Origin of the sequence: Myxococcus sp. CA039A (assembly GCF_013336645.1) — a bacterium.
Classification (GTDB): domain Bacteria; phylum Myxococcota; class Myxococcia; order Myxococcales; family Myxococcaceae; genus Myxococcus; species Myxococcus llanfairpwllgwyngyllgogerychwyrndrobwllllantysiliogogogochensis.
In genome coordinates this window covers 12,417-24,628 of record NZ_JABUMQ010000053.1, presented here as the reverse complement: position 1 = coordinate 24,628, position 12,212 = coordinate 12,417, and the positions used below count along the sequence as shown (strand labels likewise).

General features: G+C 69.4%; 8 protein-coding genes. 4 read left to right on the top strand and 4 right to left on the bottom strand.

Translation table 11 applies throughout. From position 1 onward, the window contains the following. Window position 1: 1 nt before the first annotated feature. The 4 genes from HR086_RS11630 to HR086_RS11615 are packed head-to-tail and all read right to left on the bottom strand — an operon-like array spanning window position 2 to window position 7,847. On the bottom strand, window positions 2-4,720 hold the full coding sequence (locus HR086_RS11630; RefSeq protein ID WP_174465633.1) for an alpha-2-macroglobulin: 4,719 nt from the start codon (window positions 4,718-4,720) through the stop codon (window positions 2-4). Beyond that, window positions 4,717-6,339: a hypothetical protein gene (locus tag HR086_RS11625; protein WP_217441765.1), complete on the bottom strand. Its 1,623-nt coding sequence runs from the start codon at window positions 6,337-6,339 to the stop codon at window positions 4,717-4,719. Before HR086_RS11625 ends, HR086_RS11630 begins: the two co-directional genes overlap by 4 nt. Next, window positions 6,336-6,914 carry a DUF1175 family protein gene (locus HR086_RS11620; RefSeq protein ID WP_141643096.1) on the bottom strand — a complete coding sequence of 193 codons (579 nt, stop codon included), beginning with the start codon at window positions 6,912-6,914 and terminating at the stop codon, window positions 6,336-6,338. Before HR086_RS11620 ends, HR086_RS11625 begins: the two co-directional genes overlap by 4 nt. Before the next feature lie 33 nt (window positions 6,915-6,947). Then, window positions 6,948-7,847, bottom strand: coding sequence for a DUF2135 domain-containing protein (locus HR086_RS11615; RefSeq protein ID WP_174456902.1), 900 nt, complete (start codon window positions 7,845-7,847; stop codon window positions 6,948-6,950). Between the two features lie 242 nt (window positions 7,848-8,089). On the opposite strand from HR086_RS11615, the gene HR086_RS47955 reads away from it, so the two are divergent. From HR086_RS47955 to HR086_RS11595, 4 genes are all read left to right on the top strand, one after another. Then, the gene (locus HR086_RS47955) at window positions 8,090-8,779 is read left to right on the top strand and encodes a hypothetical protein (RefSeq protein WP_217439214.1); all 690 of its coding nucleotides are present in this window, start codon (window positions 8,090-8,092) and stop codon (window positions 8,777-8,779) included. 125 nt (window positions 8,780-8,904) lie between these two features. Then, window positions 8,905-9,522 carry a hypothetical protein gene (locus HR086_RS11605; protein WP_217439215.1) on the top strand — a complete coding sequence of 206 codons (618 nt, stop codon included), beginning with the start codon at window positions 8,905-8,907 and terminating at the stop codon, window positions 9,520-9,522. Next, window positions 9,519-10,088 (top strand): hypothetical protein, encoded by a 570-nt coding sequence (locus HR086_RS11600; protein WP_174465631.1) that lies wholly within the window; start codon window positions 9,519-9,521, stop codon window positions 10,086-10,088. Before HR086_RS11605 ends, HR086_RS11600 begins: the two co-directional genes overlap by 4 nt. A gap of 263 nt (window positions 10,089-10,351) precedes the next feature. Next, window positions 10,352-12,199 carry a glycoside hydrolase family 15 protein gene (locus HR086_RS11595; RefSeq protein WP_174456903.1) on the top strand — a complete coding sequence of 616 codons (1,848 nt, stop codon included), beginning with the start codon at window positions 10,352-10,354 and terminating at the stop codon, window positions 12,197-12,199. Window positions 12,200-12,212: the final 13 nt, after the last annotated feature.

The following is a 12,212-nucleotide window of genomic DNA, read 5'->3' as shown; positions in this document are numbered from 1 at the left end:
ACTACAGGTCTCCCGTGCCCTTCTTCGACGGCACCACCTTCAGCGAGTCCGCGGCCGTGCGGCCGTGGATGCTCGCGGCGTACATGTCCTCGATGCTCGCGGGAGGCGCGGAGAACGTGCCGGGGAACTGCGCGCGCAGCACGTAGCCCACCGTGCGCGGGCTGTCGCTCCACCACGCCGGCTCCTCGAAGAAGAACGTCGCCCGCTCCGGGCTCAGCACCCGGCGCTTGAGCGCCTCCGGAACCAACGGCAACGAGTGCGGAGGACCGCGGAACGCCTTGTCCTCCTGGAGCGCCACGAAGCCCGCGGGCACCGCGTCCTCCACCACGTAGTACGCCGAACGCACCTTGTTGCTCCCGCGCGCGTCCATCGTCAGCTCCACGTAGACCTCTTCGCCCTGGGACACCGTGTCCCCCGCGCCGAGCTTCACCTTCCCGCCCTCGCGCAGCGCGTAGTACGCACGCGAAATCGACATGCCCTCCGCCCGCGCACGCACCGCGGACAGCGGCGTGAGCGCGGTGGCCTGCAACGTCGCCACGCCGTCGAAGCCGCCCACGTCCACCGTGCGCGTCCCCGGAGCCAGCGTCGCGACGAGCCCCATGCCGCGCGGCGAGAACTTCACCCCGCCCTGGATGCCCTTCACTTCCGGAGGCGTCATGCCCTTGAACGCCTTCGCGTCACGCTCCAGCAGCCACAGCGAGTGCAGGAGCGCGGTGCTCCGGTCGAACGTCGACAGGTCCGGCTCCGACAGCATCTCCAGGATGCGCTTGCGAGCGCGGGTGACATCCAGCGTGCCGAACGACGCCGCGTGCGCGGCAATCGCCGTCATGCCCACGCGCCGCAGCGGGAAGCGGAAGAACGCCTCCGACATCTCCAGCTCCTGGCCCGGCTTGTACGCGGCCAGCGTGGTGAAGCCCTCCGAGCTGCGCTTCACCAGCGCGTTGATGCGAGCCTGGAGCGCCGGCTCCTTGATGACGCCCGCCTTCTCCGCCGCGAGCACCGCCAGCGCCAGCGGGTACAGCTCACCGGACTCGGAAGCCTCCACCAGCGCACGCACACGCGCCGCCTGCTTCGGCCCCTCCAGCCGCGCCAGCACGTAGGCCCGCGTGGCCTCGTACTCGGGCGGCAGGCCCTCCTGCGCCTCCAGCCAGCGCGCGCTCTCCACGAGGCGCGGGTCCGCGCGGTCCACCAGGCCCGCCTCCGCCGCGTACGCCAGACCGTCCAGTGCGATGAGCGTCAGCGGCAGGCTCGGCGTGTTGTAGCCACCGAACCACGTGAAGCCACCGCCCTTCACCGACAGGTTGAGGATGCGCGCGGTGCCCTGCACCGAACGGCTGCGCGCCTCCGCGAGCAGCGCCTGCGTGTCCGTGTCCAGCTTCGCCAGCGCGCCCGCCTGCTGGAGCACCTGGTACACCGCCACGTTGGGCACCGTCGTCGACACGAGCTGCTCCAGGCACCCGTACGGGTACGTCAGGAGCTCGCGCACGTTGGACAGCGCCGCGTCGACGATGGACGGCTGGAGCACCAGCTCCACGCGCGTCAGCGTCGCCTCCTTCGCCGCCGGCACCTCCAGCGCGCCACCGCCCCAGGCGCTCACCTTGACGACGTCTTCCACCGCCGCCGGCTCCACCTGGAACAGCTGGCGGTCCTTCAGCGGGTCCTTGCCTCCCGACACGTCCACCGCGAGCTGCGCGTCACCCGTCGAGGAAGCACGCAGCGTCAGCGGCACCACCTGCTCGCCGCCCTTCGCCAGCTCCACCTTGTGCTGCGACTGGTCCGCCTTCAGCGCACCCAGCGACGCGAGCTTCACCTCCAGCAACTGGCTGGCCGGCGACTTCTCACCCGCCGACAGGCGGATGGAGGCCAGCGCCTCGTCACCCTCGCGCAGGAACTGCGGCAGCGACGCGTAGAGGTTGAGCCCTCCGCGCGTGGCGAACTCGGACGTCCCCTCGCCGAAGCGACCGGACGTGTCCGCCGCCACCGCCGTCACCACCCACAACGTCTGGTTGGACGGCAGCGTGAAGCGCACCGTGGCGCGGCCATCGCGGTCCGTCACCACCGTCGGGTCCCAGTGCGCCGTGTCCTTCTCCATGTCCTTGGCCTGACGGCTGGGAGGCTTGATGGACGCGAAGGCATGGTCCGGCAGCCCCGCCATCTTCCGCGCCAGCGCCTCGCCGTACCCGTACCCCTGGAACTCCGAGGAGTAGAAGTTGGACACGTTGTTGCGCGTCGGCGGGTAGAAGAAGTCGAGCACCTTGGGACGGAACTCGGACTGGATTGCGTAGACGGCCTTGTCCACCACGCCCAGCGACAGCTGCGCGACGACACCCTTGCCCTGGTGGTCCACCACCCGCACGTCGATGGTCTGCTCGGTCAGCGGCGTGGCCTCGGCGCGACGCGGCTGCAGCTCCACGGTGAGCGTGCGCTCGCGCGGAATCACGCGGAACGCCACCGTGCGCTCCTCCCAGCGGCCCGTCGCCGTGGGGTACGCCACGGACGCATACACCGCGCCGCCGAACCGCTTCTCCACGCTGAAGCTGTGCACCAGCGTGCGGCCCGTCAGCTCCACCACCTGCGTGTCATGAATGCTGGCGCCCGCCAGCGTCACCCACACCGGGCCCGCGTCACGGCCGCCCGCGCCCCAGCCATCCGGCATCAGCGCCACCATCCGCGCCGAGTCCCCCGGCTCCAACGTGCCCGACAGCGACGCCAGCGTGAGGTTGGGCACCTGGGCCACCGCCTCGTCCGCCGAGCCGATGACGAGCAGCGACTCCTCGCCCTGCCACGTCTCGCCGCGCTTGTCCTTCACCACCACGCGCGCCAGCACCGCGCCCACGTCCGACGTGGGCGCCTTCTCGCGGTGCGTCCCGTCCGCCGCCGTGGTGAACGAGCGCTTGCCCAGGCTCTTCTCCGCGCCGTCCGCCTTCCTCAGTACGAACTCCACCTCGCCCTGCGTGACGCCGTAGGCCTTGCCCGACAGCGTCGTCGCGCGCACCGACAGCAGCGCCTCGCCGCCCTTGGCCACCACCGCGTCCGAGTAGCGCGCCGTGCCCAGCACCTCCACCTTCGACAGGAAGAACGACGTCGTCGAGTTGGCGAACGTCTCCTGGTCATCCCGCGCGCGCACGGTGAGCGAGTAGCGATACGGCAGCCGCTCCTCCCCCGCCTTCAGCTCCGGCACCGCGACCTCAATCGCCGCCTCGCCGCTCGCGTCGAAGCCGGTGGCGCTGGCCCACGGGTCCTCGGTCACTCCGCGCTCCGCCACGGAGGAGTACAGCCGCTCCGGCACGCTCAGCTTGCCCTCGTTGCTGGACTGCGAGCCGTACGTCACGTCGCTGCCCTGGCCACCCTTGCCGGCGTCATCCACCCACGCGGGCGCGTCCAGCAGGCTGCGGTACAGGAACACCTCATACTTCGCGCCAGCGGGCACGCCGCCCGCGTAGCGACGCGCGCGAACCTTCACGCGCAGCGACTGGCCGGGCACCACCGTCTCCGACTCGGGCTCCGCCTCCAGGTAGAAGGTCGGCTTCACGTAGTCCTGCACGCGCGCCTCGCCCTGGTGCGGCTGACCGTCCAGCTCCGCCTCCACGCGCAATACGCCCGTGCCCAAATCGTCAGGAACCTTGAGCGTGCCGTGGAAGGCGCCGAACTCATCCACCGACACTCGCGTGGTGAGCGCGCGGCCCTCTTGGGACACGAGCTTCACCGTCACGTCCTTCTTCTTCGGCGTGAACAGGCGCGCCAGGAAGGTGTCCGGCTGGCGCAGCACGCCGCGGAACTTCACCTCGTGGCCCGGCTTGTAGATGGGCCGGTCGCTGTAGATGAACACGTCCGGCGCCACCGCCAGCGTGGAGTAGAAGTCCGTGTCGACAATCGCCGTGTCGGCACCCACCGACGCGGTGGCGATGATGCGCGGCTCCGTCACGTCCAGCCGCACCTCGCCCTTGGCGTCCGTCTTCCCCGCGGGGCCCTTGCCCTTGGGCAGGTACACCTGCACCTGCGCGCCCACTGCCGGCTTCTGGTCCTTGCCGGCCACGCGCACCAGCACCTCGCCATCCGTCTGCTTCAACTGCACCGTCAGGTCGCTGACGACGAGCACCACCTGGCCCTCGACGAGCCCCTGCACCAGTTGGAGGACGTAGGTGCCGGCCGGCAGCGGCGCCAGCAGCACGCGGCGCTCCTGGAAGCCGTAGCCACCGCTCGAGTTGAAGCCGGGCACGTTGAAGTCACGCTCGGCGCCCCCCAGGTCCAGGTTGAGCCACTGGCTGCGAGTCACGGTGAAGCCCGGCGGCACGCCCACCAGCTTCTTGGCGCCCTCGGCCACCTTGGCCAACGGCTCGTTGGAGCCGGGCACGTTGGGCGCGGGCGGCAGGACGGTCAGCATGTCCTCGCGGAAGTTCTGGTTGAGCCCGTCGAGCAACCACCGGCCCGGCAGGCCCACCGCGTTGACGCCGCGGCTGAGCGCGCGGCCCGGGTTGTTCATCGTCGGCGGCGTCTGGTACGCGCGCCGCAGGTCGCCCTGGGCGCGGATGAACGCATCCACGTTGTCGGGCTTGAGGACGCGCAGCTCCACCGGCCCCTTGTCCTCGAAGGCCACGTCCACCGCCACCGGCTCGCCGCTGCCATACGAGCGCGGCACGGTGATGTAGAGCGGCTTGGCCATCGCCACGCCGGACAGCGCCACCGCCGTCAGTACCGCGAGTCGAGCTACCATCCTCATGACCCGAAACCTCCAGGAACCAGCGAATCGCCCTGCACGGTGCCGCGCAGGCCCAGGTACGGCAGCGACTCCAGGTCGCGCCGCGCCGCTTCGATTTCAGGGGGCGCCGCCTTCGGAATCGGCGCGTTGCGCCCCACTCGGGACTCGGACAGGAAGCCGTCCATGGTGAGGCCGCTGAGCAGCCGTCCCAGATTCACCCCGAAGGCCAACGAGCCCGGCTCACGCAGCCCCGCCAGCACCGGCCCCGGCGCGGCGAGCATGCTCGGCTTGCTGCCCGCGCACGACATGCGCAGCACGTTCAGCTCCGCCTCGCTCGACGCCAGCACCACGTGGTTGCACAGCGTGGCCTGCTGCAGCCTGCTCGACCCTCCGGAGAAGAAGCCCTCCAGCGCGGTCCCATCCTCGGGCCGCCCCCACAGCACCGCCACCTCCTGAGGCAGCGCCGAGTCCCCGCGCGGCGTCCACACCACCGCCACCTGCCGCGTGCGCGTCGCCCCCTCGCCGCCCGACTTCCAGAACGCCTTCAGCGTCTCCGCCGACAGCGTCTCCGGCAGCTTCAGCTGCATGGCCAGCAGCACCGGCGTCTCCTCCGGCACCAGCTTCAGCAGTTCGTCGGACAGCGCCGCCTTGTCCAGGCGCACGGTGCCCTCCATCAGCTCGCCGGCGATGCCCCGGCCCACCAGCCGGTCACCCTCCACGCCGAACTGGAGGCGCGTGTCCGGCGACAGCCCCAGCACGTGCGCGAACAGCTGCGCGTCGCGGCCGAACGACTCGGGCTGGAAACCCAGCTCCACGTCGACGTTGTCCTCGGCGCTCAGCTCCGGCACCTCGGCGCACAGGCCCTGGAGCACCGCGACGGGGTGGCGCGCCATGACCAGACGGTCCGGCGTCTTGCCCGCCCACAGCGTCTGCTCCGCCACCAGCCAGCGCTTCAGCTCCAGCCCCTCGGCGACGGCGGTGGGCGTGCCACCCGGGCACGTCTTCGCCGTGAGGGTGCCTCGGCTCGCCACCGCGTCCAGCGCGTTGAAGGCCGCCGTCGCGGACTTCGTCGCCTTGGGAACGATGAACGCGGGCGTGCTCGCGCGCGCATCACCAGCGAACCACGCCACGCGGAACGGCGTGTTGCCCACGCGGCCCACCAGCAGGTCCAGCACCGCGCCCTTGAAGTCGCCCTTCAGGTCCTCGCCCGTGGAGCCGAAGAACGCGGCCCAGCCGCCCACGAAGCCCTGCCCCAGCGGCTGCGACAGCTGCGAGCGCAGCCACGCGTTGCGCGCCAGCGCGTCACGCACCTTGGGCGGATGGTGCACGTCCAACCAGACGGCCTGGGGAGCAACAGTACCGGGCACCTCCAGCTCCGCGGTGGTCGGCTCCGGCAATCCCTCCACCTGCGCGGCCGCGACAGGGTTCGTGCTCGCGCCGCTCATGAGCGGAGTGCTGGGGCCCTCGTCACCGCCGGAGGACGAGCTGGAGCGACGGCCGAGGACAAAGGCCCCCGCCACCGCCGCGCCCACGACGACAACGCCCACACCAATCAACAGGCCCTTGGGAGGACCGCCGCGACCAGGCGGTGGGCTCGCCGGAGGCGGCGTGCCCGGGGAAGGGCTCGACGGAGATGTCATGGCATCCACTCCTTGAAACGAAAGAAGCCGAGGAAGGCGCCGTTGGTGGGCACCGGACGCCACTCTCGTGGCGCCTCGTCGGCGAGGTTGTGGAGGAGCCCGGTGCGCACGGCGGCGCCCTTCTCCCCCGGATGGTAGACGACTCGCGCGGGTGCATGGGCCCGGTCCTCCGGGCGCACCACCAGCATGAGATGGAAGTTGGGACCTGAGTCCTGCTCCTGGCGGAACGCGAGCACATCACCGGTGCGCACCGCGTCGCGCGTGGCCTCGTCCCGGCCCAGGAACACCAGGCTGTGGTGCAGCAACGTCTCCGCGTCCGCGAAGTCGGAGGGCTTGCCCCGCGCGTCCGTCCACAGCGGCGTGGCGAGGCGCTCCGGGGCGATGCGCTTGTAGGCGGTGCGGAAGGCGAAGCGGATGAGGCCCGCGCAGTCGCGCTGGTCCGGGTGCCACAAGGCGTCCTGCTGCTTCAGTTGCGCGAGCGCGACCTGGGCCACCTGCCGGCGCAGCAGCACGTCGCGCGACTCGGGCGCGGGCGCGGCGGCCTCCAACAGCAGGAGCAGGGACAGGGCGAGCATGGCGGTGGACGTGGGCGCGTCAGACAGCGCGCGTCAGTAGTCGCCCTCGCCGCCGCCGTCGCCATTCGTCTGGAGTTCCTTGAGGGCCGCGTCCAGGTTCGTGGGCCAGCCCTTGCGCGTGGGCTTCGGGTCCTGCGAGGGGACGTAGACCTCCGCCTGGCCGTCGCCGAGGACATTCACCCAGGCGAGCACGCGCGTGGTGCCGGGCGTGGCCAGGGGGATGCGCACCATGCGGCGGACCTCGTTCGGCGTGCCCTCGAAGAGCGCGAGGTTGAGCGTGGCCAGGGTGTGGGCCTTGTCGCCGCTGGGCCAGTAGTTGGTCGCCACCAGGTACACGCCCTTGGGCGGCGCGCGGTGGATGTAGAGGTACGGGCCATACGCGGGCTGGTCGAAGTCACCGCCCTGCGAGTTGAGGAAGAAGGTTCCGCCGGACGGGCTGGAGGTGTCCGCCCAGTACACGTGGGCCATGGAGGAGACCGCGAGCTGGCCGTCCTTCTCGCTGGTGTCGGTGGGCTCGTAGACGTGCAGGTCCGTGTACACGCCGTCGGTGTCGCTGGTGAGGATGACCTTGAACGGGACGGGCGGCACCTGCGCGTAGCTGGTGGCCTGGGTGCGCGCGGTGCCGGCCTGATTCGTGGCCATCACCGTGACGACGTTCTTCCCGCTGGCCGCGGGGAACTTGCGGCTGAAGCGCCCGTTGAAGGTGCGCATGAGGTAGCGGTCGCCGTTGAGGGACACGACGATGGGGTCGATGGAGGGGTCGCTGACAGTGCCCTCGATGAGCAGCATCCGGTCCACCGTCCAACCGCCGGAAGGCGCGCTGAGGCGCACGGTGGGCAGTATCTTGCCCTTGCCGATGGGCACGCCCTGTTGGCGCGGGTTGGCTGCGGGCGGAGTCTGCGACAGGAGCAGGGCGAGGATGACGGGAAGCATCGCGCGTCCTTGAAAGGGAAAGGGGTCCGACAAAGGCGTCGGTGATGGGCACACTGCGCCCGCTTCACCTTCCATTTCAAGTCGCCTGCCAATCGTCAATAGGGGCGGAACCCCGTGGAATCACGGCCACGCGTGTCACCAGGCGCGGGCCTGGGGACACGTGGCTGGGGCCAGCACGAGGCCCTTCTGCCGCACCAGGAGTCCCGGCAGACTCACGCGCCACGACAGGGGGAGCGGCGAACATGATTCAAGGGCTCGATCACATCCAGCTCGCGATGCCCCGAGGCGAGGAGGCAAGAGGCCGTGTTTTCTACGGCGACCTGCTCGGGCTGCGAGAGATTCCCAAACCCCCAGAACTCGCGAAGCGGGGCGGGCTCTGGTTCGAGCTGCCGGACGGGCGGGGGCTTCATCTCGGCGTGGAGGAGCCGTTTCTTCCGGCGAAGAAGGCGCACCCGGCCTTCCGCGTGGCGACGCTGGATGCGCTGGCCTCGCGCATGTACGAGGCGAAGCGTCCGGTGACGTGGGATTTCGCGGTGCCGGGGGTGCGGCGGTTCCACGGTGAGGACCCGTTCGGGAACCGGCTGGAGTTCCAGGAGCAGCCGAGCGAGCACAAGCTGACGGAGGACGAGGTGCTCGCGGTGCTGTACGCGCTGGAGCGGGGTGAGGTCACGATATCGACGCGGCAGCTCCAGCTCGTGGAGGACTCCGGAGGTGGCGACACGCCGATTCTCTGCTCCAACGGGTGGTGCTTCGTCATCTTCAACGACTCGTGCGAGTGGGACTACATCTCGCGCGTCACCGCGCCGGATGGACGCTGGCTGACGTACGAGGACATCGCCGGTGGACCGGGCGAGCCCGTGCCCATGCCTCGGCTCGAGGACTACCGGCCTCCGCCGGACATCGCGATGGATGTGTGGGGATTGCCTTCGTGAGGGCGCGCGTCGCCCTCCAGTCCGGGGCTGTGCTCGCGCTCGCGTGCGCACCCGCGCGTCCGAGTGACCCCGACATCGTCCGCCCCTCTCCAGGACAACCCATCCTCGAGAAGCTCCCTGGCCCCATGCTGGGACCGTTCGAGTCCTACTCAGATGCGCTGCTCGCGGCATGCGGAAGGATTCTCACGAAACCGCATGCGAGCGCGGGACGCGCGGACAACCAGGAGGCCAGCACGTTCTGGCGCGTGTCGAGCGAGTACTGCGCCTGGGTGTATTACACGCCGGATGACCAGTACATGGTGAGCAAGCTCACGAACCAGTCCGCGGTGGACCCACTCCATCGACTCAAGACGTGCCTGCTTCCCTCTACCGTCGAGGATTCGCGCTACCCTCCAAACAGCATCAAGTACATCTATGCGCTCCACAACCATCCGTTCGGAAGCTCGCTGTCCAGGGGTGACATCCGCTTCATCGTGGAGCAAGGCTCCGCCCATGGCTTCGAGGCGCGGACCAAGGACGGCGTCGTTCGGCTCTCCATCGTCGCGTTCTTCGCGAACGACCTCTCGAAGCCCGCCTGTGACGGGTTCCACCAATACGTCCCCGTGACGGGTCACATCATGAAGTGGACTCGAGAAAGAAATCGCTGGAGCTGCGAACAGACCGCGCACGTCTCCTGGAACGAAGACGCCACTGACTTCACGCTCCGCGCCACGAGAAGCCCCTGCTTCGAGAAAGCCCGATGAGACGATTGCTCGTTCCATGGCTCCTGCTCGTCGCGGGTTGTCCGCGAGCCATGCCCCCTCGCCCCATCGATGTGGACCCAGCTCTTCGCTTTCCGGAGTTCTTCGCCCAGCCAGCGCGAGGGATGGAAGATTCCGGCAGCGCCCTCGAATTGGATGGCGTGGTGCTCAAGGCCCTGATGCTCGCGGCGAACGACTTCCTGCCCTCGGGGAACCAGGGGAAACACTGTTGGGAGCGACAGGATGCTCGCCACTTTCGCTTCATCCGGGAGGGCGACATCATCTTCATCCGGATGGACGTGGACCCCTCGGCCTGTGACGGCAAGGTCCTTCCATTGGACTCGGGCGCCGCCTATGCCGTCCATGTGGATGGTCGCATCCTTCGTCGCGTCTTCGATGGAGAGCCCGGCTCCGGCATGGACCTCGAGTCCTTGGACGCGGGCACACGCGAAGACGCGGGACCTTTGACGGTTGACGCGCCTGTCGGCTCGACCTGGGGCGCGCCTTCCGACACGACACCGGCACGATGGCTGGATGGCGGCGTCCTCGACGCGGGAACTTCGCGCTGAGACTTCGCGCTGAGACTTCGCGCTGAGACTTCGCGCTGAGACCTCGCGCTGAGACCTCGCGCTGAGACCTCGCGCATCGTTCGTCGCCACTGTCCTTCTTCGAGGCTCCGGGGCTGCACGCAGCACGCCTGACCCGAACTCCCTAGCGCTCCGCCGCCCGCGTGCTGGGGCTTCGCGACGACGAGCCCTGGGCTCGAATTGCATCCGAAGTGTCGGCGCCTACCTTTCTCGCACAACGCACAGACATACCCAGGGGGGATGAAATGGCTTCGACAGAGACCGTGCAGACGAGGGAGGCCCCGAGGACCGGGTGGGGCAGCGAGACCCAGGCGGAACCAGGCCTGCTCATCGAGGACCATGCGCTCCTGGGCGACCTGTACACCGCCGCGCTCGTGGCCAAGGACGGCTCCATCGACTTTCTCTGCCTCCCGGACTTCGACTCGGACGCGTGCTTCACCTCGCTCCTGGGAACCGCCGACAACGGGCGGTGGAAGGTGGCTCCGACGTCACCCGTGCGCGAGGTGAAACGCCGCTACCGCGGCAAGACGCTCATCGTCGAAACGGAGCTCGTGACGGACGAAGGCGCGGTGCGACTCGTGGACTTCATGCCCATCCGGAAGGGCAGCCCGCACCTGGTGCGCCAGGTGGAGGGAGTCCGAGGCACCGTGAAGATGCGCTCCGATCTGCGTCCCCGTTTCGGCAACGGCTACACCGTGCCCCTGGTCAGCAAGCGAGACGGTGCCTCCGCGGCCGTCGCCGGCCCGGATGCCCTCTACCTGCGAGGCGGAGCCGGTGAGGCGCCCCCGCCGTTCGAATCGGAGTTCACGGTTCGCGCCGGCCAGCGGATTTCCTTCGTGCTGTCCTGGGGCCGCCCCTACAGCGACATCCCCGACGTGCTGGACGCGGAGGCCGCCCTGCGGGAGACGCAGGCCTTCTGGGAGGACTGGGCCTCGAAGATCCGCCTGCCCGCGAAGTACCAGGACGAGGTCGTCCGCTCCCTCATCACCCTCAAGGCATGCAGCTTCCGACCCACGGGTGCGCTCGTCGCCGCGCCCACCTTCGGACTCCCGGAGACTCCAGGCGGAGAGCGCAACTGGGACTATCGCTTCTGCTGGATTCGCGACGCGGTCCTGACGCTGCACGCGCTCATGCGCGGCAACCTCACCGACGAGGCGGAGGCCTTCGGCAACTGGATGGTGAATGCCATTGGAGGCGCCCCGACCCAGCTGCAAATCATGTACGGCATCCGGGGCGAGCGACGCCTCACCGAAGTCTCGCTGGACTGGCTGAACGGCTACGAGGGGGCCCGCCCCGTGCGCATCGGCAACGGGGCCTACTCGCAGTTCCAGCTCGACATCCTCGGCGAGTTCGCCGGGGTGCTCTACCTCCACGCGAAGCTGAAGGGCACGTTGCCGGAGCGCGCCCGGAAGGCACTCAAGAGCGTCGCGACGCGCGTGTCCGAGGTCTGGAGAAATCCGGACCATGGCATCTGGGAGATGCGCGGTCCGAAGCACGACTTCACCGCCTCCAAGGTGTCGGCATGGACCGCCGTGGACCGCTGGGTGCGAGTGATTGAGGAGTACGGCTTGAGCGAGGACAAGGCGCCGTGGGTGAAGCTGCGGCAGACCATCTTCGACGAGGTGTGCAGCAAGGGCTACGACGCCAAACGCAACACCTTCACCCAGTACTACGGCTCGAAGGGAGTGGACGCGAGCCTGCTCTTCATCCCGCTCAGCGGGTTCCTCCCGGCGGACGACCCTCGCGTCGCGGGAACGGTGCTCGCCATCGAGCAGGAGCTGATGCCGGACGGGCTGGTGCTGCGCTACCGGACGGAGGACAGCGTGGACGGGCTCGAAGGTGAGGAGGGCGCGTTCCTCGCCTGCTCCTTCTGGCTCGCGGACACCTACCACCTCATGGGGCGCCAAGAGGACGCCCAGCGGTTCTTCGAGAAGCTCTTGGCGCTCAGCAACGACGTGGGCCTGCTCGCCGAGGAGTACCTGCCCAAGGAGCGCAGGCTGTTCGGCAACTTCCCCCAGGCGTTCAGCCACCTGACGCTCGTGAACTGCGCCTACCTCCTGGCTGAAGGATACAAACCCCCGCTGGACTCGTAGACCGGAGGGTGAG